This is a genomic window from Vallitalea guaymasensis (genome assembly GCF_018141425.1).
Lineage (GTDB): Bacteria > Bacillota > Clostridia > Lachnospirales > Vallitaleaceae > Vallitalea > Vallitalea guaymasensis.
This window is the reverse complement of sequence record NZ_CP058561.1, coordinates 1,629,329-1,651,631: the sequence shown is the minus strand read 5'-3', so window position 1 is coordinate 1,651,631 and position 22,303 is coordinate 1,629,329. Positions and strand designations below refer to the sequence as shown.

Annotated in this window: 17 protein-coding genes; all 17 read left to right on the top strand. The window is 31.5% G+C overall.

What is annotated here, in order from left to right:
* The first annotated feature begins 145 nt into the window (after nucleotides 1-145).
* Nucleotides 146-5,053: an Ig-like domain-containing alpha-2-macroglobulin family protein gene (locus HYG85_RS07480; protein WP_212692952.1), complete on the top strand. Its 4,908-nt coding sequence runs from the start codon at nucleotides 146-148 to the stop codon at nucleotides 5,051-5,053.
* 59 nt (nucleotides 5,054-5,112) lie between these two features.
* Nucleotides 5,113-6,054: an AmmeMemoRadiSam system protein B gene (gene amrB / locus HYG85_RS07475; protein ID WP_212692951.1), complete on the top strand. Its 942-nt coding sequence runs from the start codon at nucleotides 5,113-5,115 to the stop codon at nucleotides 6,052-6,054.
* A gap of 179 nt (nucleotides 6,055-6,233) precedes the next feature.
* Entirely contained in the window at nucleotides 6,234-6,701 is a 468-nt protein-coding gene (tnpA, locus tag HYG85_RS07470; protein ID WP_212691167.1) for an IS200/IS605 family transposase, read from the top strand.
* A 263-nt stretch (nucleotides 6,702-6,964) separates the two neighbouring features.
* Nucleotides 6,965-7,729 (top strand): ABC transporter ATP-binding protein, encoded by a 765-nt coding sequence (locus tag HYG85_RS07465; RefSeq protein ID WP_212692950.1) that lies wholly within the window; start codon nucleotides 6,965-6,967, stop codon nucleotides 7,727-7,729.
* Nucleotides 7,716-9,605: an ABC transporter permease gene (locus HYG85_RS07460; RefSeq protein ID WP_212692949.1), complete on the top strand. Its 1,890-nt coding sequence runs from the start codon at nucleotides 7,716-7,718 to the stop codon at nucleotides 9,603-9,605. Before HYG85_RS07465 ends, HYG85_RS07460 begins: the two co-directional genes overlap by 14 nt.
* Nucleotides 9,606-9,897: 292 nt before the next feature.
* Nucleotides 9,898-10,611, top strand: a complete 714-nt coding sequence (locus HYG85_RS07455; protein WP_212692948.1) for a lysophospholipid acyltransferase family protein — start codon at nucleotides 9,898-9,900, stop codon at nucleotides 10,609-10,611.
* A gap of 145 nt (nucleotides 10,612-10,756) precedes the next feature.
* Nucleotides 10,757-12,121, top strand: a complete 1,365-nt coding sequence (locus HYG85_RS07450; RefSeq protein ID WP_330619245.1) for an aldehyde dehydrogenase — start codon at nucleotides 10,757-10,759, stop codon at nucleotides 12,119-12,121.
* Between the two features lie 111 nt (nucleotides 12,122-12,232).
* Complete coding sequence (locus HYG85_RS07445) at nucleotides 12,233-12,826, top strand: TetR/AcrR family transcriptional regulator (RefSeq protein ID WP_212692946.1); 594 nt, start codon at nucleotides 12,233-12,235, stop codon at nucleotides 12,824-12,826.
* Nucleotides 12,827-12,835: 9 nt separating this feature from the next.
* Complete coding sequence (locus tag HYG85_RS07440; protein ID WP_212692945.1) at nucleotides 12,836-13,540, top strand: alpha/beta fold hydrolase; 705 nt, start codon at nucleotides 12,836-12,838, stop codon at nucleotides 13,538-13,540.
* Between the two features lie 98 nt (nucleotides 13,541-13,638).
* Nucleotides 13,639-14,673: a LacI family DNA-binding transcriptional regulator gene (locus tag HYG85_RS07435; protein ID WP_113672336.1), complete on the top strand. Its 1,035-nt coding sequence runs from the start codon at nucleotides 13,639-13,641 to the stop codon at nucleotides 14,671-14,673.
* 48 nt (nucleotides 14,674-14,721) lie between these two features.
* Nucleotides 14,722-15,654: a ribokinase gene (gene rbsK / locus HYG85_RS07430; protein ID WP_212692944.1), complete on the top strand. Its 933-nt coding sequence runs from the start codon at nucleotides 14,722-14,724 to the stop codon at nucleotides 15,652-15,654.
* A 16-nt stretch (nucleotides 15,655-15,670) separates the two neighbouring features.
* A complete protein-coding gene (gene rbsD, locus HYG85_RS07425; RefSeq protein WP_212692943.1) occupies nucleotides 15,671-16,069 on the top strand; it encodes a D-ribose pyranase in 399 nt (132 codons plus the stop codon).
* Nucleotides 16,070-16,129: 60 nt separating this feature from the next.
* Nucleotides 16,130-17,638 carry a sugar ABC transporter ATP-binding protein gene (locus HYG85_RS07420; protein WP_212692942.1) on the top strand — a complete coding sequence of 503 codons (1,509 nt, stop codon included), beginning with the start codon at nucleotides 16,130-16,132 and terminating at the stop codon, nucleotides 17,636-17,638.
* A 1-nt stretch (nucleotide 17,639) separates the two neighbouring features.
* On the top strand, nucleotides 17,640-18,599 hold the full coding sequence (locus HYG85_RS07415; RefSeq protein WP_330619243.1) for an ABC transporter permease: 960 nt from the start codon (nucleotides 17,640-17,642) through the stop codon (nucleotides 18,597-18,599).
* 24 nt (nucleotides 18,600-18,623) lie between these two features.
* Nucleotides 18,624-19,595, top strand: coding sequence for a substrate-binding domain-containing protein (locus HYG85_RS07410; protein WP_113672332.1), 972 nt, complete (start codon nucleotides 18,624-18,626; stop codon nucleotides 19,593-19,595).
* Between the two features lie 60 nt (nucleotides 19,596-19,655).
* Nucleotides 19,656-20,303, top strand: a complete 648-nt coding sequence (gene deoC / locus HYG85_RS07405; RefSeq protein ID WP_212692941.1) for a deoxyribose-phosphate aldolase — start codon at nucleotides 19,656-19,658, stop codon at nucleotides 20,301-20,303.
* Nucleotides 20,304-20,504: 201 nt separating this feature from the next.
* On the top strand, nucleotides 20,505-22,295 hold the full coding sequence (locus HYG85_RS07400; protein ID WP_212692940.1) for a sensor histidine kinase: 1,791 nt from the start codon (nucleotides 20,505-20,507) through the stop codon (nucleotides 22,293-22,295).
* Nucleotides 22,296-22,303: the final 8 nt, after the last annotated feature.

The following is a 22,303-nucleotide window of genomic DNA, read 5'->3' as shown; positions in this document are numbered from 1 at the left end:
TATTGCTATTATATATTATATGAGTTGAATTACATAATTCTATTCAAACTATAAAATCAAGGGGAATATATTGAACTTATTAAAATGGGTGTAAGTTTTATGTAATAATGAGTATAACTTAAATAGTTATAGTAAGGAGTTTGTTATGAAAAAAATTAATATTGTAGGTAAACTGAAAAATATGACCAAAAAGCAAAAAATGATAGCTGTAATAATGTGTATAGTTATTTTGGCTGGTATTACAACAAGTGCAGTTTTGTTGTCTGCTAATAGTAACGACAAAAGCAAAGATTTAGCAGACGATAAAAATAAAGTAGAAGAAGTGGTTGATATAGGGAAAGATGATACCCAAGACATACCAGAAAATACTGATATTCTAGTAGAGTCCATGTCCAATACGCCATATGGCATTGATACAAAACCAAAAATAAAAGTAACTTCCAAAACTCCTATGAGAGAAGATGCCATAAAGAAAAATTTGAGTTTCAGTCCTCATAGAAGTTACGATATTGAGAAGGTAAATGATAAGGAATATATTTTATCGGTGAATTCTCCTTTTGATAACAATGAGCTTGTAAAAGTAACTTATAATACTAAGGAAGAGAAATTAGGATGGGCTTTCCAAACAGTTAAAAAATTTGGTGTATCTACAACTCACCCAGCTAATGAAGGTTATAGTGTTCCAACTAATACAGGTATAGAAATACAATTCACCAAAGATATAGGCGAACATAACTTCGACCAATATTTTAATATTAAGCCATCTGTTGAAGGTGAATTCAAATATGAAAAAGATAAAATAATATTCGTTCCAAAGAATAAATTAAAAGAAAGAAAAGAATATGAAGTAACCATCAAAAAAGGATATAGTGACGGTGCTGAGACTATAGACGAAGATTATACGTTCACCTTCAAGACAGATGGACATAATTTTAATGATAAGTATATTAACCTATATGGTACTACTGAGTCTATTACATATATGAAACCGAATGAACCACAAATGCTTACATGTTATGCTAATGGCAATGATGAAGAAAAGAAGATAAGTCTTAGTATATACAAATATAAGGACAAAAAGGATTTTGTAAAAGGTTATTATGATAGAAATGATATTGATATAGATAAATATGCCTCCAGTCTGACTGCAACTGAGAATTATACATATGAGGTGACTGCCAATGATTTTGGATATGAGGATGTTATTGAACTGCAACATCTAGATGAAGGTTATTATTTCTTAAAAGCCAAGTATTATGATTCAGTGGATTATATGTTCATTCAAGTATCTCCATACAACGCATATACAGCAGTTGATAATGATAAGGTAATGGTATGGATGGTGAATGGAACAACTAGTGAGTTAGTAAAAGATGCAAATATAGTAATTGATGATAAGAATATAGGTAAAACCGATGAGAATGGTTTTGCATTTTTGGATAAAAAACAAGAGTACAGTGAAAATGTGCTTATGGAACTACAGGCAGGTAATGATAATCCATTGATGATTCCATTGGTAATAGACGATCATTCCAAGAATCCTAACTGCATTTATTGGTCTTACATATATTTTGATAGAGGGATATATCTACCTACTGATGAGATAAATGTATTTGGTTTTGTACAAAACAGAGAAGGCAAGAGTATAAAAAATGTCAGGGTAGAATTGTTGAACGATAATAATACCCTTATGGAAGCAAAAGAAGTAAAATTAAGCAACATAGGTACTTATGAAACGAAATTCAATATTGATAATTATCTTGATAGTTATCTAAAAGTAAGGGTAATAGTAGATGGTGAATACGAGATTGAAAATGAGTATATAGATATTGCCAGATTCGAGAAACCTACTTACAAACTGGATACTTCCCTTGATAAAGAATTCATAATGATGGACGATACAGTCAACTACTCAGCTGATGTTACATTCTATGAAGGAACGCCAGCTGCTGATTCACATATCTCTATAGAAACAAGTAGATTCAGTTTGTTTGGTAAAGAAACGAGTTGCAGTAAAGAATATATTTGTGATGAAAAGGGACATAAAGAAGTGGAGTTAACACCTTATCTTAATACAACTAAATGGAAACCTAGATTTATCAACATACGAACAAGGTTTGATGACTTGGATAGGAATTATATAAGAGATGTGTCCAGTGTTATTCTCTTTCCAAGAGATATAATGATAGAGACAGAGGATAAAAAAATATCTGATGAAGAAGTTAAAATATCAGTTAACGTAAATAATATTGATACAAGTAATTTTAATGGACAATTATATGATTATGATTCATATAGGGGAGAGGGCATTGCCTCTAAAGATGTAGAAATAGAAATAGAAGAAACCTATTATGAAAGGATTTATCAAGGCAAAGAATACGATTATATCAATAAAAGAAGCTATGACAGTTATACATATGAAAGACATGATAACATATTAGGTACTATAGAGGGAATAACAGACGAGAATGGTGTATTAACTTTCAACTTTGATGAAATAAAGGAAAATAGAGGATATAGATTCTATATACGAACCAAAGACAGCAAGGGTAGGTTGATTGAACAGATTCACTATTATTCAGAAGCCTATTATGTTAATGATAACCAAAACTACTTGCAGAGATATTCATTGCATATGAACAAAGATTTATTCAAGAAGAATGACAATATGGAACTAGCTATTAAACAAGGGAATGAAAATATATCAGAAAGAGAGAATGACAAATCTTTATTCTTTGTATGTAAAGAAGGAATAATTGATTATATAATCAGTGATGATACAAAAGTGGATATTAAATACTTACAAAAATATATTCCAAATGCTACCATATATGCTGTATATTTTGATGGCAAATCATTACATAATGATTATAGTATGAAAAGATGGTTCGGATATGACTATGAAGACGAAAAGCTTAATGTAAATATTGAGACAGACAAGAATGATTATAAACCAGGAGATAAGGTAAAATTAACAGTCAAGGTAACAGATAAGGATGATAAACCAGTTACAGCTGATGTAAATATAAGTGTAGTTGATGAAGCATTCTTTGCAATCTGTGAAGATTCTACATGGGTGTTATCTGATCTCTATAGAAGTGTATTTTCATCAGGATTAACAAGTCAATTCCTAGCAGCTTACAATATATATAATAATTTTGGTGGAGCTGAATGTGGTGGCGAAGGTGATTCGGAAATAATAAGAAGCAAATTCAAGAACACAGCAGATTTCGGCATCATCAAAACAGATGAAAACGGGATATGTACCAAGGAATTTGAATTACCAGATAACTTGACTAGCTGGAGAATTACATGTACAGCCATAAATGACAAATTAAAGGCAGGTAAAGAGAAATATAATATAAATGCAAAATTGCCATTCTTCATCTCATCACTTGTATATGATAGTTATATGAAAGGTGATTATATCAACGCTACCATAAAAACAGGTGGTGCTAAGCTTAAAAAAGAAGATTCAGTAGAATTTACTGCCAAGATAGAACAAGAAGACGGTAAAGTAGTAGAGGTCACAGAAACAGGAAAAGGCCATGAGTATGTTAACATTCCTATTGGTAAACTTCCAAAAGGTAAGCATAAGATAACTATTATAGCTAAAACTGGTAATTATAAAGATGGTGAACAATATGATATCGAAATAAAAGATTCTCTTCATTATTTTGATGTTATAAAACAAGAAGACCTAAAAGAAGATATGGAAATAATAAGTAATGACCAATATGTCAATCTTATATTCCTTAACAAAGATTTATGCGAATATTACCTTGGTTTACTGGATGTATATTATTCAAACTATAACGATAGAAGTGAGTATATAATATCATCTAATATAGCAGGAAAAGAGCTGAATAAGAAATTTGAGACAGATTTTAAATTAGATGAACCAAGATGTGAAGAATTCGTATCTTATAATGGATTATATAGAGATTTTTCATATGGAAACAATAGTGCAGAGATAACAGCCAATCTAATATCAGTAGGCTTTGTAGAAGATAGAGAGAAACAGGTAAACGGACTACTACAAGCAGCCAGAGATGAATATAGGCCTGTAAAAGAAAACATAGCGGCTCTATGGGGATTATCCTTGTTGGATGAACCAGTGTTACTAGAGACAAATGCAATGTATACTAAAATAAATGGCACAAGTGAAACACTAAGTTTTGAAAAGATGTATATGATGTTGACTTTTATTGAAAATGGAGAGTTACAAAAAGCAAAAGAAATATATAATGATATAAAGGATAATTATGTTAAACAAAAACATGAGATGCTATATATAGATGATGCTGATACAGGTAATAAATTTACTGCTATGATGATGATGGCAGCTATTAAATTAAACAACTTGGAAGATGCAAAAGGTATGTATGCTCACCTACAACATACAGGTGAATATAAATATCCTACAATAACAGAAAAACTCTATTATCTGCAAAACATGAAACCAAAAGAGGATAAAGCATCTTTTAAATATGAATTAGATGGCAAAGAAGAAACTGTATCATTAGGAATAAATAGATATCATTCATTGGATTTAACTAAAGAACAAGCAGGAAGTATCAAGTTCTCAGAGATTGATGGCAATGTTAGGGTTATAAAAGATTTTATTGGAACAGTAAAGGATATTGAGAAGACCGACAAATACAATATAGAAAGATGGTATTCTTCAGATGGTTCAGGAGAAGACATAAAACAAGGGGAGATTGTAACAGTCCATATAAAAGTCAATGTTCTTGATAACCGTTTATCAACATTTGTATTAGACGATATTTTACCTACCGCACTAACTTTCATAGGTAAAGAGAAGACGAATTCCGATAAACTAGGTGTATGGGCAGATAATGAAGCAAGAAGAACTAAATTACATGTATATGTTGGTTGGAATTATAGGATGTCTGATGAATACAGCTTCGAGATCACTTACAAAACAAAAGCAGTTCTAGCAGGTGAATATATTGCAGAACCAATCATAATCAGAGATTATATGAATGATGAAATAACTTGCAGCAAAGAAAACGTTGTGAAAATAAAATAGCAAATAATATATGGGGCTGTCACAATAACAGCTCCATAGTTATAACAAGGAATGAGATAATGAAACGATTAATAATTAGTATTATAGTATTTATCATGATAATGACTCTATCATCTTGTAATAAAGAAAAATCAGATAATATTGTTGTTGACGATGCTGTAAGTACTGAAACTGAAATAATTATACCAAGGGAAGAAGTGAATGAGGTTAGACCACCTTTACTGGACAGTTGCAAATTTATAGATGAAAGATCATTTATCAAATCCATAAATGAAAGTACACTAATAAGTGAAGAGGACAATATTATAGCTGGGATAATACCACATCATGATGTAGCCAGTAAATATGTGGCTTCATTATATATGACTATAGCTAACAAAAAACAACCAGAAGTCATTATATTGATAGGACCCAATCATCCTGGTGAAGGACCAAGATTCCAGATAGGTAATTATGATTTCAACACTAGAGCAGGAGTTGTAAAAAGCGATTCTGATATAATAAATAACTTAGCAAATTATCCTGACATTAATTATGCCATAGAAGAAGTTTTTAAAAATGAGCATTCTGTAGGGTTGCATATGAATTACATAAAACAGTATTTCAATAAAGCCAAGGTCGTTCCTATCACAATAGGCGAAACTAGAAACGATGAGGGCATATTAGATGTAGCTAAAGCAATAACAACAGAAATAAAAGATAAAGAATTTATTATCATAGCTTCAATAGATTTTTCACATTATCTTACATTGGAAGAAGCTAATGAAAAAGATGAAATAACCAGAAAAATCATTGAAGAATCAGATGTAGATAGAATGATTGGTTTGAGTAATGATCACATAGATTCACCTTCTTCCTATGCATTACTAATTGAAATTCTAAATGAACTTGGAATAGACTATACTTGTAAGATTAATGGACATGATAATTCAGCTAATATAATAGGAGATAAAAAAATTCAAGAAACTACCAGTTATTTTTCAGTTAGTTATATTAAGTAAGTTGATTCAGATACCCTGCTTTACTACTAAGGCAGGGCTTTTTTGTATTAATGAATACCACAGGCTATGCCTGTGGTTCTAAAAAGCTTATAGCTATGAGTAGAAAAAAATAACCTCCAATGCTAAGATAGAAGCAGGTTTGCCGACCGCATCTATAATAGACAAAGGAGGAAGTCCAAATGGACAACAAAAGTTTAGCACATACCAAATGGAATTGCAAATATCATATAGTATTTGCACCAAAATACAGACGTCAAATAATTTATGGAAAGATAAAAAAAGATATTGGGCAGATAATTCGTAAATTATGTGAGTATAAAGGCGTAGAAATAATAGAAGCAAATGCATGTAAAGATCACATACATATGTTAGTAAGTGTACCACCTAAATTAAGTGTATCACAGTTTGTAGGATATCTAAAAGGAAAAAGTTCGCTGATGATATTTGACAGACATGCTAATTTAAAATATAAATATGGGAATAGAAAATTTTGGTGTAAAGGATATTTTGTAGATACAGTAGGAAGGAACAAGAAGGCAATAGAACAGTATATAAGAAATCAATTACAAGAAGATATAGCCTCAGATCAATTAAGTCTGAAGGAATATATTGACCCGTTTACGGGTAAGCCGATAATAAAAGGCTAATGAAAACACCTTTAGGTGTAACTTGAGAATAGATGCAGTTGGCAGACTATTCAATGAGTCTTGAGACTCAGCTAGTAATATACCCTTATAGGGTAAGTGCAAACCACCCGTTTTACGGGTGGTGGTGATTATTTATAATATTTTAAAATTACAAAAATGTAAGGTTAGTAAGTATAATGTAAGTCAATGGAATGGTTGTTAGTTCCTCCAAGGGGTAAAATACAGTTAAAGACAGAGTCAGATATGTATTAGGAGGAATTGTGATGGCAAATGTAATTGAAACAAAAGGAATAAAAAAAATATACAAAGCCAAAGGCATAGAAACTTATGCTGTAAATGGTGTGGATATAACAATTGAAGAAGGTGAGTTCTTTGGAATAATGGGTCCTTCAGGAAGTGGTAAAACAACTTTATTAAATCTTATGTCAACTATTGATTCACCAACAGAAGGACAAATCAATTTTAAAGGCATGGACTTGGCTACAATGAAGGGAAAGAAGTTAGCAGAATTTCGTAGAAAGAATATTGGATTCTTGTTCCAGGATTTCAATCTGCTTAATAACTTAAGTATAATGGACAATATTGCTCTACCACTAGTATTGGCAGGAGTCAAAACAGTGACTGTCAAAAAGAAAATTAACGAGTTAGCTTCATTTTTCGGGCTGTCAGAGCATTTATATAAATATCCATATCAACTATCAGGTGGACAGAAACAAAGAGTAGCAGCAACAAGAGCTTTGATTACAAAACCTGCTGTAATTCTAGCTGACGAACCAACAGGCGCACTAGACTCAAAATCTGCTTCAGAACTATTGGAAAATCTTAGAAAGACCAATGAAAAATTTGGTTCAACTATAGTAATGGTTACTCACGATGCCTTTACAGCTAGTTATTGTGATAGAATAATTTTTATACAAGACGGTAAAATATTGACTCAGTTAAAAAAAGATGGAAACAGGAAAAATTTATATAAAAGAATTTTGGATCAGTTAGCTAGCATGGGAGGTATTAACCATGAATGCGATTAGTATTGCTTATAAAAATATGAAAAGTAATCTTGGTCTATATAAGCTTCATTTTCTTGCGCTGGTTTTCTCTGTAATGGCATATTATCAATTCAGTGCCATGAGATATAATCCAGAAGTGCTGACTGTATCTGAACAAGAGATGGTATCAACTCTAGGTCATGTAACAGCTATTATGCTTATAGTATTTCTCTTATATTTTTCATGGTTCTCAAGTTCTTTTTTTCTACAACAGAGGAAAAAGGAGATTGGATTATATACTCTAATGGGAGTAAGCAACTATAAGGTAGCTTTAATCTATGCCATGGAAAACCTGATAATGAGTACTTTGGCTATTATTACGGGATGTCTTATAGGTGCTGCTTTTGGTAAACTGTTCATGATGATCTTAGCAAGATATTGCAATATGGGAGTAGACATCAAGTTTTTTATATCAGGTAAAGCAATCCTAGAAACAGCAATCATTTTTGGGGTTATAAGTTTGTTCTTCTCAATAAAAGGATACATTAATATCATCAGAAGCAGTCTTTTATCCCTTATAAACGCAATGAAAAAAGAAGAAGCAATTCCAAAAGCAAGTATAATAACAGGAATATTATCACTAGTAGTAATTGGAGCTGGATATTACTGTACTAGATTAGCCATGGGACTGAATTTTTTACTTTTTACCCTCATAACTACTATACTTGTTATAATAGGAACTTATATGCTATTCAGAAGTACCACAACTATTATTCTAAAAAGATTGATAAAGAATAAAAATATACTATACCGTAAAACCAACATAATGACTATATCCAATCTATGCTATCGTATAAGAAGAAACTATAAGGTATACGCAACTATAGCAATACTTCTTACTAGTACCATTACAGCATTTGGAACAGTAACATCACTTAACTATACCAATAATAGTATAAAAGATATTGATTATCCGTTTTCATTTACTGTATTAGCTGATACTGAGCAAAGAAAAGATGAAATAAATAGGGTACTACAAGATGAACAAGTTGATAGGGCATTTGATAACCATTTTGAAATATTAAAAGTGGATAATGCAAAAACAAAAGATTATAATTATCGTGGTGCTACAATTGTACGATACGAGGATTATAAAAAAGTTATTGATAATGTTGGATATAAATTTGATAAAGGGATATTCGCAGATAAACCTCTAAATGACTTTGAAGGTATGTTCAATGAGAATTCCCATACCTTATTTAGCTTGTTCAAAGTGAATGAAGTAGAGATAAACGGCCAGAAAATAGATATAAAAAAAATGTTTAGAGCACCACTATATGGAACAGGAATACCTGTTGATGCTATTATTGTTAATGACAATACCTATAAAGCTTTTGAAAGTATAGGCGAAAAATATTATTTCAGTGGCTATAAACTAAAAGATGAAACCATACTAACTAATGAACTGGAAGATAAGGTATCTGCACTCTCAGAAGAAGGATACACTTTCTTTAAAAATGGTAAACATGATTCACAAACCAAAAATAATGTAATAAAAATTGTATACATCCTTGGAGCCTTCCTGGCATTAGTATTCATCATGGCTACAGGTAGTATCATCTACTTCAAAATAATAACCGAAGCAATGGAAGACAAAGATAAATACACCACCTTAAGTAAAATAGGAATGGAAGAATCAACAATCACAAAAATAATACGTACCCAAGTAGGAATGGCATTCATCCTCCCATTATTAGTATCCATAGTCCACACAATAGTTGCTATCAAAGTACTTGAAAACCTAATAGGAATACTACTCAACATACCTATCCTCATAAGTATAGGAGTAGTGTCCTTAATATTCTTCATGTACTACCTACTAACTGTAAAACATTATAGGAAATTAATAAAACAATAAGACTTTATTAGCCAATAGTTTGCTAATTTAGAAGAAAAAGTGTTTTGTGATTATACTAACGCTCACTAGGCAGCAAAATAGTATATGTATATGTGAAGTAGTGAGGCAGGATGCCGAACCCAGCTTTTTGCTCAGGACGAGCAAGTAGCTGGCGAAACATATACATATACTATTTTGCAAAAGCCAAGTCAGAACAAAATACTTTTTCTGACTTATCTGTTATAACAAAACATGTAGTTTCACGCTTTAAAGTATGATATAATTAATTCTGCTGACTAAAAGGAGGAACTACATGATACGTACAATTTTTTGGTTCATAGCTTTTTGGATATATCAAGTATATAGTTTGTTCAACCGCTTTAGATACTGGTATCTAGGAAAAATGGGAAATGAAGAAAAACAATTAGAGGTATTACAAAAAACAACGACCAAATGGGCTAAAAACATGGTTAGATTTACAGGCAGTAAGGTAATAGTCAAAGGTGTAGAAAATATACCAGACAGAAATGTCCTGTTCGTATCTAATCATCAAGGTAATTTTGATATACCATTATTGATGGGATATATTCCTAGACTAAAAGGCTTTGTAGCAAAAGTAGAGCTTGAAAAAATGCCTATAGTAAGTGGATGGATGAAAAAATTAGGTTGTCTTTTTCTGGATAGAAGTAATCCAAGACAATCACTAAAAGTAATTCTAAAAGGTATTGAAGATTTAAAAAATGGACACACATTGGTAATCTTTCCAGAAGGAACACGAAGTAAAAGCAATGTTATGGGTGAATTCAAAAAAGGTAGTTTAAAACTTGCTATAAAATCAGGAGTACCCATAGTACCTATTACTATCAATGGTTCATACAAATTACTGGAAGAGAAAAAAAGAATAAGAAAATCCAATGTAAAAATAATAGTTCATCCACCAATATATATGGATGACCTGTCAAAAGAAGACAAAGACAATTTAATCACCAATGTCTATAATATAGTACAATCTGGATTAGATAAATAAAATAATATAAGAATTTTTTGAAGCAAGTATTTTCTATAACGATAATACTTGCTTTGTGTTTACTGGTATTCTATGCTATAATTATATTATTGTGGATATATTTTCCTAATTTTTTTATAATTATTTTAAAATGGGGTGGTTATTTTTGAGAGAGTTAGTTGAAAAGCAAAGAAATTATTTTTTAACTCATGAAACAAAAGATTTAGCTTTCCGTAAGAAACAATTGAAACTATTGAGAGAAGCTATACAAAAATATGAAACCAGACTCTTTGACGGCTTGAATAAAGACTTCAGAAAATCAAAATTTGAGACTTATGAGACAGAAATAGGTATGGCCCTGGAAGAAATAAGATATACCATAAAACATCTGAGTAGATGGGCAAAACCTAAGAAAAGACCAACACCATTAGCGCATTTTAAATCAACTAGCAGAATATATTCAGAACCATATGGAGTAGTATTAGTAATGTCTCCATGGAATTATCCATTTCTATTGACTATATCTCCAGTTATAGGAGCTATGGCAGCAGGTAACTGTGTAGTAGTAAAAACATCTAGGTATGTACCTCATACATCTTCAGTAATAAAGGAAATGATTGAAGAATACTTTGATCCAAAGTACATAACTGTTGTTGAAGGAGGACGTGATGTAAATACTGCATTGTTAGCGGAGAAATTCGATTACATATTCTTTACTGGAAGTCCTACTGTAGGAAAAATAGTTATGGAAGCTGGAGCTAAGAACTTGACACCAGTAACATTGGAATTAGGTGGAAAGAGTCCTTGTATAGTAGATGAAACAGCCAATATCAAGATAGCCGCAAAAAGAATTATTTGGGGTAAATTGGTGAATGCAGGTCAAACCTGTGTTGCACCAGATTATATATTAGCCCACAAAAGTGTTAAAAATCAACTCGTTGAAGAATTAAAAAAAGTTATAACTAGTTACTATGGTGAAAACATCTATGAATCACCTGATTTCCCTAGAATAGTTAATGAAAAACATTATAATAGAGTATCAGGTCTGATAAATAAGGATAAAGTTGTTTTTGGTGGTGAAACAGTTGAAAAAGATAATTATGTATCACCTACAATAATGGATAATGTAATATGGGATGATGATGTAATGAAAGAAGAAATCTTTGGACCATTAATCCCAGTACTTGAATTTGATAAAATAAAAGATGTAATAGCATTATTGAATGATAAACCAAAACCATTAGCACTATACTATTTCTCAACCAATAAATCTAATATAAATGAAGTACTCAAAAAAGTTTCATATGGTGGAGGATGTGTTAATGATACATTGGTACATCTTGCTAATATAAATATGCCGTTCGGAGGAGTAGGAAACAGTGGAATGGGTGGCTATCATGGAATAGATAGTTTCAGAACATTTAGTCACCATAAGAGTGTCCTCACAAAAGCAATGTGGATAGACATACCAGCCAGGTATCCTCCTTACAATGAAAAAGATCTGAAGACTATAAGAAAATTATTGAAGTAATGAATTAATATAAACTAAAACAAGTATTGTCCATAATGGATAAGGCTTGTTTTTTTTATGTCGGTATGATATTATTTTGTTAGAGACCGCATGGTCTCTGAGGAGGTAAATATGAAAGAACTATTTTTTAAAATCAGTGAAGATAAAAGAGATGCTATCATATTAAATTCAATATACGAGTTCTCTAATTATTATTATCATGAGGCATCTCTTAATAGGATTATTAAAGCATCAAATATATCTAAAGGAGGCTTGTTCAAATATATTGATTCAAAGGAAGATTTGTATTTACATATTCTTGAGAAAGAATTGAAACGATTGATAAATTATCAATTAGAAAATACAAATTTAGAGACTACTGATTTTTTTGTTAGAATAAAGGAACTATCAATTCAAAGTATTGATTTCTATAAAGAGAATAAAGCAACTTATAAGTTCATACTCCACGCTTTGACTGATACCACAGCACCTGTTTACGATAAAGTAGTTAATATCAAAGGTGAGATCGTAAGTCAATTACAAGATGAAATGTTAAAGAATATTGACTTTGATTGTTACAAAATTCCTAAGTCCGAAATTCTAATCATGTATAAATTCATATCAGATGGTGTTAATCAATCAATTAATAATGACACTTGTATAGAAGATATAATACGAATGTTAGAACTGATTTTAGATGCATTAAAATACGGAATTGTAAAGTGAGGTTATATTATGAAATATGAAGTTACGAATCAAACTAAAAAAAAGACAATAATATTTTTAAATGGTGGTGGTGTAGGTCCATGGATGTGGGAAGCTCAATTAAATAATCTACCACAATATAAAATGATAACATTTGATTATAAAGGTCATGGAGAAAATGGTAACAAAGATTTTGTTAGCATGTCAGATGTTATAGATGATTTAAGATTCATAATCCAAAATGAAGTGAAAAATGAACCTGTTTACTTAATAGGTCATAGCCTAGGAGCTCAAATAGCTTTAAAAGCTTTTAATGAATTACCAATTGATAAAGCTATTATTATTAGTGCTTTAAATAAGCCGATGAAAAAGATATTACCATTTATTAAGCCGTTAGTAAAATGCAGTATACCCTTTGTCAGATATAAGTGGTATGCCAAATTAAATGCTAAACAACTTAATATAAAAAATGATTTGTTTGAGGATTATTATAATACATCAAAAGTAATGAATTACAAATCCCTAAAAAATATTTTCAGTGAAAACATGTCATTCCAAAATACCAATCAATTAGATGACAGAACTCTTGTAGTGGTAGGAGAGAAAGAGAAAAAAATAATGTTAGAGTCTGCAAAAAGCTTAAGTCAAAATCCTATTATCATCAAGGATGCAGCACATGATATACCATATAATCATTATTATACCATCAATAAAATCATTGAAAGCTTCTTATAGTGAAAAGAATTATTTAGTAGAAAAAGCTTGACAGATATAAAATATGATAATATAATGAAAAAAAGAAAGTGTAAGCGATTACATTAACAAGAGGGGTGATGATTATAGCACCGATAACAATTAGCGATATAGCTAAAAAATCGAAAGTATCAGTAGCTACAGTGTCCAGGGTGCTTAATGATTCTGATAAAGTTAAAGAACAGACCAAAGAAAAAGTTCTAAAAGCGATAAAAGAATTGAATTATGCACCCAGTGATATTGCAAGAAGTTTATCTAGGAACATAACCAATACAATAGGTGTGGTTGTGCCAGATATCAATAACCCATTCTTCGGACAAGTTATAAAAGGAATCAGTTCCGTAACTGACAAGAATGATTTATATATGCTTTTATGCGATACTGATGAAAATGAACAGAAGGAAATGAAATTCATTGAAATGCTTAAACGTCAAAGGATAAGAGGATTGATAATTACTCCAACAGCTGATAACGATAAATTCAATGCTAAGTATTTGAGTATATTAGAAAATCTTAACGTTCCTGTAGTTTTGCTTGATAGAGATGTTAAGTATTCCAAGTTTGATGGTGTATTTCTAGATAGTATTTCAGGAACTTACGATGCTATTGAGTGTTTTATCAAAGAAGGACATAGGAAAATAGCTATCATTTCAGGACCATTGAGTTCTAAGCCAGGTAGAGATAGATTAAGAGGATATAAAAAAGCATTGACAATGAATGGAATTGAAATAGATGATAGATATATATTCTATGGAGATTTTAGGCTGGAAAGCGGTTATGAATTGACTCAAGAAATCTTAAAGATGGAAGATCCTCCTACAGCTATTTTTGTATCCAACAACATGATGAACCTAGGATGCATAAAAGCATTGACTGAGGCTAATGTTAGGATTCCAGAAGATATGGCATTAATAGGATTTGACGAAATAGAATTATTGAATATCATGAATATGGATATAAGTGTTGTATCTCGACCTACTGCACAAATGGGTGAAGTTGCAATGGAGATTTTATTAGATAGATTGAATGAACAAAAGGTTGATAATCAAGATACTAAGAGGATTATATTATTACCAACATTAATACTAAGAGGTTCAGAAAAAAACACAAAATAATTTTTTTTAAATCAAAATGTAAGCGGTACCACTAAAAGGAGGAGTTTTATGAGACATGACATTGTTATACTAGGCAGCTTTGTTGTTGATTTAATGGGAAGAGCAGACCACTTACCAAAGCCAGGAGAAACTGTGAAAGGCTCAATGTTCAAGTTAGGACCTGGAGGGAAAGGTTCCAATCAAGGAGTAGCAGCCAATAGGGCAGGAGCAAATGTAACAATGATTACAAAAATAGGTGATGACCTATTTGGAAAAGTTGCAACTGATTTTTTTGAAGAAGAAGGTATGGACACAAGTTATGTGTTTGAGGATAAGGAAATAGAAACAGGAACAGCATTAATATTAGTAGACGAGAATACTAGTCAAAACAGTATTTTGGTTACATCAGGGGCATGTGGCAATATCAAAGATGAAGAAATATTGAAATGTGAAGATAAGATAAAAGGTGCAAAAGTATTCTTAACCCAGCTGGAGACTAATTTAGAAGCTGTAGAGTCAGCAGTGGATATAGCTAAGAAAAACAACATAACAACTGTTCTTAATCCTGCACCTATCCAACCTATATCAGATGAACTACTATCAAAGATTGATATTATCACACCTAATGAAGTAGAAGCATCAATACTGACAGGTGTAGAGATCACAGATATGGATGATGCAAAGAAAGCAGCAGATGTTTTTATTGAAAAAGGTGTAAATAATGTAATTATCACTATGGGAAGTCAAGGAGTATATGTAAGATGCAATGGAGAAGAAAGAATAATCCCAAGATATGAAGTAGATGCAATTGATACAACAGGAGCAGGAGATGCTTTTAATGGCGGATTCGTAACAGCATTAGGAGAAGATAAAGGAATCTTTGAAGCTGCTGAATTCGGAAATGCTGTAGGAGCTTTATCAGTTACAAAAATAGGTACTGCACCTGCAATGCCAACAAGAGATGCTATTAACAATTTTATAATAAACAATACAAGGAACTAAACAAGGAGGACATAAAATGTTAAAAGGTGGAATTCTCAATCCTCAGATGGCTAATCTATTAGCAGAACTGGGGCACAAAGATACAATTGTAGTAAGTGATGCTGGATTACCTATGCCGCTAGAAGTAGAAAGAGTAGACTTAGCATGGAAACCTAATGAACCAAGATATCTGGATGTTTTAAAAGAAGTGTTAAAATCTCTAGTTGTGGAGAAAATAATATTGGCAGAAGAGTTAAAAACTGTTAGCCCAGATATGCATAAAGAAATTATTGACTTATTTCCAGAAGACATGGAAATAGAGTATGTGCCACATGTTATGTTCAAAGAAAAAACAAAACAGGCAAGAGGGATAATAAGAACTGGTGAATTTACTCCATATCCAAGCATTATATTAGTAAGTGGTTGTGCTTACTAAATTGTAAAAATGAGGAGAATGTAAGGGGTTACATAAATATATATGAGAAAGGGGCAGAAGATGGCTGATAAGAAACTAATTCTAGAGTTAGAGAATATCACTAAGATATTTCCAGGTGTAAAAGCCTTAGATAATGTTAAATTAGAGATATATGAAGGAGAAGTACATGCTTTATGTGGAGAAAATGGAGCTGGTAAATCTACTCTGATGAAAATAATATCTGGTGCTCAGGAATATACTTCTGGTAACATGCGTTATCAAGGTAAAAACGTAAAATTTTCTTCTACTAAAGAAGCACAAGAATTAGGTATATCCATGATTTACCAAGAATTCAATCTTATACCTCATCTAACTGTAGCTGAAAATATTTTTCTTGGAAGGTATCCTGTAAGTAAAAGAGGCATTATTGATTGGAAAAAGATGAATCAAGATGCCATAGATCTGATTGCAAAAGTAGGAATGAACATAAGTCCTAAAAAACTTGTGAAAGATTTATCTGTAGCAGAAGCCCAGATGATAGAGATATCCAAATGTCTATCAATAAATTCAAAAGTAATCATAATGGACGAGCCAACGGCTGCATTGACAGATGAAGAGATAGAATGCTTATTTGATATAATTGAAAATCTCAAAAAGGAGAACATAGCAATTATCTATATCTCCCATAGAATGAATGAGATATTCCGTATAACTGACAGAGTCACCATTTTTAGAGATGGAAAATTCATAAATAGTATGTTGACAAAAGATACTGACCATGATGAGATAGTTCGCTTGATGGTTGGTAGCGATTTAACCAATCTATATCCTAAGAGGGATTATGTAAGGTCAAAAGAAGTGGTATTTGAAGCAAAAAATATTGTATATAAAAATAGTATCAAAGATGTTTCATTCAAATTGTACAAAGGTGAAATCTTAGGAATAGCTGGATTATTAGGATCAGGTAATATATTACTATCAAAACTTCTAGCAGGATACTATGGAGACTATGATGGTGAAGTCTTGATAAAAGGTAAAAAAGCCAAGATAAAAAATCCTGCACAAGCTCTTTCAAAAGGAATATTTGTTGTATCAGATGACAGAAAGAATGAAGGATTGGTCTTAGTTAGAAATGTAAAAGAAAACATTTCACTAGCTTCATTAAAATCTATAATGTCAAATGGACTCCTATCTGACAAAAAAGATATGGAAATGTCCAAAAAAGAGATTGATAAATTGAATATAAAAGTTTCTTCACCACATCAGATAGTAGGTAATCTAAGCGGGGGTAATCAGCAAAAAGTAGTATTTGGAAAGATGCTTGAAACCAACCCAGAGATAATATTCTTGAATGAACCTACAAGAGGTATTGACATTGGAGCAAAAGCAGAAATATATAATATAATGCATGAACTTACTAAACAAGGAATCAGCATCGTTTTGATTACATCCGATCTGCCTGAATTAATAGGAATGAGTGACAGAGGATTGGTTATGCGAGAAGGTGAAGTAGCAGCTTCCATTAGTAAGGATAAATTAACACAAGAAAATGTATTATCATATGCAGCTGGAGCAGGAGGGGTTGAATAAAATGAATATGAAAAAATTAGGATTGAAGTTATTAACGAAATATAGAACGGTATCAGTATTGGTCTTGATATTAATAATTGCAACATGTTTATCTAATTCATTTCTGACATTTAATAACTTGTTGAATGTAATAAGACAAGTTTCTATCATTGCAATTATTGCATCAGGTATGACTTTTGTAATACTGACAGGTGGTATTGATTTATCCGTAGGTTCCATAGTGGCAATATCTGGAGCATTATCAGCTTATACGTTGTTAAATACTAACAGTGTAGTATTAGCTATTATTGTTGCCTTGATAGTAGGAAGTATATGTGGAGCATTTAACGGAATCATAATAACTAAAGGTAATTTACCTCCATTTATTGCAACATTGGCGGTTATGACTTTTGTGAGAGGATTCGTATTAGTATTCACTAATGGTTCTCCTATAGCGGCAAGAATGAAAGCTTACAATTTTATAGGTAAGGGTTATCTATTCGGTATACCTTTTCCAATTATTATATTAATAGTTGTATTTGCAATTGGGTTTTTTATACTTAAATATACTGCTTTTGGAAGAAGTGTATTCAGTATAGGTGGTAACAGAGAAGCCACTAGATTATCTGGTATCAATGTCAAAAGAGTAGAAACACTGGTATATACAATAAGTGGTTTATTGGCAGGTCTAACTGGACTAATATTAACAGCTAGGTTAGGTTCTGCACAGCCAACAGCTGGTAAAGGCTATGAACTGGATGCGATAGCAGCAGTAATCTTGGGTGGAACTAGTCTTTCAGGTGGACAAGGAGCAATTATTCCTACTGTATTTGGAGCATTGATCTTAGGGGTACTTGATAACATATTGGTATTGATTGATGTGAATCCATTTGCATCAGACATAGTTAAAGGATTTGTTATTTTGCTGGCTGTTCTTGCAGACAGTAAATTTAAATCAGTTTCATCAAAACTAGATGAATAATAAAACTTTAAGGAGGATATTAAAATGAAAAAATTTTTAGTAGGTATTTTAGTTTTAACTCTTATGTTTTCGGTAGTAGGTTGTGGACAAAAAGCAAATGATACTAGTAAAGAGGATGACAATTCAAAAGATGGTGGAACAAAACAAATCAAGATTGGTTTATCAATGAATACCTTGAACAATCCATTCTTTGTAGACGTTTCAAATGGTGCTAAAAAAGGTGCAAAAGATAACGACGTTGAATTATTCGTTACAGATGCTCAGAATCAGCCAAGTAAACAACAAACTGATGTAGAGAATCTATTACAAAAAGATTTGGATTTACTAATCATAGATCCATGTGATAGTGATGCTATAGTAGCTGCAATTGAAACAGCTAATGAAAAAGATGTACCTGTAATAACAATTGACAGAGCTGCAAAAGGCGGAGAAGTTGTTGCACATATGGGATTCAATGCAATTCATTCAGGAAATATTGCTGGAGAATACTTAGTTGATGTACTTAATGGAAAAGGTAAAATAGTTGAGATTATGGGTATTATGGGTACTAACGTTGCTCAAGACAGAAGTAAAGGTTTCAATGAAATAGTTGATAAGACAGAAGGTTTTGAAGTTGTTGCTACTCAAAGTGCTAATTTCGATAGAGCTGAAGCAATGAAGGTTATGGAAAACATTCTACAAGCAAATGCTGAGATTGACGGAGTATACGCAGCTAATGATGAAATGGCTCTAGGTGCACTAGAAGCTATTGAAGCAGCTGGAAGATTAGATGAAATAGTTTTAATTGGTTGTGACGCTATCGATCCATCATTAGAAGCTATCAGAGGAGACAAACTAGAAGCAACAATCGCTGAACCACCTTTCTTCTTAGGAAAGAATGCAGTATTAATGGGATTAGATTATATAAATGGTAAAGAAATAGAGAAAAATATCATATTAGATTCAACATTAGTAACTAAAGATAATGTTGATGATATAGTAACTAAAGAAGAATAATAATCAAAGATTAAAAGTACTTAGGTATATTAATCAATCTAGTACTAAAAGGAGATTACAATGAATTTATCAAAATATATAGATCATACAATATTAAAACCAAATGCCAGTGAAGAAGATGTAAAAAGAATATGTGATGAAGCCGAAAAATACAATTTTGCTTCTGTATGTATTAATCCATCTTACGTAAAATATGTAGCAGAATCATTAAAAGAAACAGATGTCATGACTTGTACAGTAATAGGTTTCCCTCTAGGAGCAACTCCAAAAGAAGTAAAAGCCTTTGAAACTGTTAATGCCATAGAAAATGGTGCAGATGAAGTAGATATGGTTATTAACATAGGGTACTTGAAAAGCAAGAAATACAAAGAAGTAGAGGAAGACATTGAAGCTGTAGTCAATGCAGCTAAAGGAAAAGCTCATGTAAAAGTTATCATTGAGACTTGTCTTCTAACAGATGATGAGAAGATAAAAGCTTGTGAATTATCTGTAAAGGCTGGAGCTGATTTTGTTAAGACTTCCACTGGATTCAGCACTGGCGGTGCTACACTTGAAGATGTGAGATTGATGAAAGAAACTGTAGGCGATAAAGCTAAAGTAAAAGCATCAGGTGGAGTAAGAGATTATGAAACTGCTGTAGCCATGATTGAAGCAGGAGCTGACAGAATCGGTACAAGTTCTGGAGTAGCATTTGTAAGTGAAAAGTAAATAAAGTCAACAAATAAATTAGCTATGAAAAGCTGGTAGGATTCTACATCTTATCAGCTTTTTTCTATTTTTATGCAGATTTTTGTCAGATTTATTATGTTATTTACTTGATTTTTTATAATGGTTGTTATTATAATAAAGTAAGATATAAGCTGAAAAATTTATAATATTATGCATAAATGTTATGTGAGGAGAATATTAGTGAAAAATATTGCAGATGGTTTCCACAATATATCCATTAAGAGAAAAATAATAATACTTGGTCTGATTATGATATTATATCCAATCATACTTGTCATTATATTCGGTATGTATAACAATGAGAAAATAATAAAAGACCGTTTTGTAAGTTATGTTGAGAATGATGTCATGAATGCTAAGGTGAGAATGTCCAATGACCTTGATTTCATGGAAGAGATATTTCAAGAAGTTCTTTATAATATTGATGCATATGATTTATTTAGGTCAAAACCAAAAGATATCAATATTAACAACACCATGCTTGAATACAAATTTCAAAAGGACATGAACAAATATCTGAAATCCACTATATTCGCTAAACAGGAGTTTGATCTAGTAACTATGCAATTTGTAAGCGATAATAGTGTGTATTATGCAGCAAAAGAAAAAGGACTTGTTAATATAGGTAAAATTCCAAAAGAAGAATTTAAAAAAGTCACTGAAGACAATAATCAAGTATTATATTATTTTGATAAAGAAGATAATGGACAGTATATATATCTAGTCCGCTCAATATATGATATAAATAGTTTTGACAAAATTGGTATAATGTCCTTCAGGATTGATAATAATTATCTCCAAGAGATATTGAGTCATACATATAGAGAGCCTGCAGAGTCCACTTATCTATACACTTATGAGGGTGACAGAATCGTGTATGCAGGCAGGAATTATAATAATCAGATTATAGAAAGCAAGAAATTATACCTTAATGAAAAAGGAACATACACTCATACGATCAACGGAAACAACTATTATGTAATTGTTGAAACCATAGACGATGTAAATCTAAAGATAATTAGTGTGATAACTACAGACATGTTGATATCAGATACCAGAAAAGTATTTGATCTGATTATAATTCTGTGTATCATCAGCATGCCTATATACATCATAATAGCAAACATGATATATAGCGAAATAATATCGCCCTTCAATTTGTTGGTGTCCAAGATGAAAGATATAGAAAAAGGAGAATTGAATACAAGTATAGATATAATAAGGAAAAACGAAATAGGGTATCTCTATAACTCGTTCAACAGTATGGCTAAGAGATTAAAGTATCTAGTTGAATGTGTCTATGAAGAAGAGATAGCAAGGAAAAACGCAGAAATATCAGCCTTGCAATCACAGATTAACCCTCATTTTCTATACAACACTCTAGAGACAATAAACTGGAAAGCACAATTGTCGGGAGAACAGGATATAGCAGAAATGGTACAAGCATTATCCAAGCTCATGGATGCCAATATGAACCGTAATGGAGAAAAATTCTCAACTATAGAACAAGAAATACAATATATGGACAGCTTTCTATTCTTAATACAAAAAAGATTCGGTAAAAAAATTGAATACGATAAAATTATAGACCAGAATATTTTAAAAGAAAAATTACCAAAACTAATTATTCAACCTATAGTTGAAAATGCCATCAAACACGGAATTGAGCCTGTAGGTAGAGGTAAAATATTAATAGGAATATCTGAAAAAGATGAAAAATTGATAATAGAAGTGGAAGATAATGGGGCAGGTATAGAAGTACCCAAGTTAAAATCTATCAATGTCGAGCTAAGTGATAATAAATATATTGCAGAAGAACAAGACAATTCCAAGAGTATCGGGCTTAAGAATGTTTACAGGAGATTGTTGCTTATATATGGAAAAGAAGCAGAGATTTCCATATTAAGTACATATACAAAAGGTACAAAAGTTACACTTAAGGTTCCAAAAACAGTGCTGACCAAGAATTAGAAGGAGGA

Excerpts from the sequence above, each read along its gene's own strand:
- HYG85_RS07480 (WP_212692952.1), top strand. The coding sequence starts at position 146 with ATGAAAAAAATTAATATTGTAGGTAAACTGAAAAATATGACCAAAAAG.
- amrB (WP_212692951.1), top strand. The coding sequence starts at position 5,113 with ATGAAACGATTAATAATTAGTATTATAGTATTTATCATGATAATGACT.
- tnpA (WP_212691167.1), top strand. The coding sequence starts at position 6,234 with ATGGACAACAAAAGTTTAGCACATACCAAATGGAATTGCAAATATCAT.
- HYG85_RS07465 (WP_212692950.1), top strand. The coding sequence starts at position 6,965 with ATGGCAAATGTAATTGAAACAAAAGGAATAAAAAAAATATACAAAGCC.
- HYG85_RS07460 (WP_212692949.1), top strand. The coding sequence starts at position 7,716 with ATGAATGCGATTAGTATTGCTTATAAAAATATGAAAAGTAATCTTGGT.
- HYG85_RS07455 (WP_212692948.1), top strand. The coding sequence starts at position 9,898 with ATGATACGTACAATTTTTTGGTTCATAGCTTTTTGGATATATCAAGTA.
- HYG85_RS07445 (WP_212692946.1), top strand. The coding sequence starts at position 12,233 with ATGAAAGAACTATTTTTTAAAATCAGTGAAGATAAAAGAGATGCTATC.
- HYG85_RS07440 (WP_212692945.1), top strand. The coding sequence starts at position 12,836 with ATGAAATATGAAGTTACGAATCAAACTAAAAAAAAGACAATAATATTT.
- HYG85_RS07435 (WP_113672336.1), top strand. The coding sequence starts at position 13,639 with ATGATTATAGCACCGATAACAATTAGCGATATAGCTAAAAAATCGAAA.
- rbsK (WP_212692944.1), top strand. The coding sequence starts at position 14,722 with ATGAGACATGACATTGTTATACTAGGCAGCTTTGTTGTTGATTTAATG.
- rbsD (WP_212692943.1), top strand. The coding sequence starts at position 15,671 with ATGTTAAAAGGTGGAATTCTCAATCCTCAGATGGCTAATCTATTAGCA.
- HYG85_RS07420 (WP_212692942.1), top strand. The coding sequence starts at position 16,130 with ATGGCTGATAAGAAACTAATTCTAGAGTTAGAGAATATCACTAAGATA.
- HYG85_RS07415 (WP_330619243.1), top strand. The coding sequence starts at position 17,640 with ATGAATATGAAAAAATTAGGATTGAAGTTATTAACGAAATATAGAACG.
- HYG85_RS07410 (WP_113672332.1), top strand. The coding sequence starts at position 18,624 with ATGAAAAAATTTTTAGTAGGTATTTTAGTTTTAACTCTTATGTTTTCG.
- deoC (WP_212692941.1), top strand. The coding sequence starts at position 19,656 with ATGAATTTATCAAAATATATAGATCATACAATATTAAAACCAAATGCC.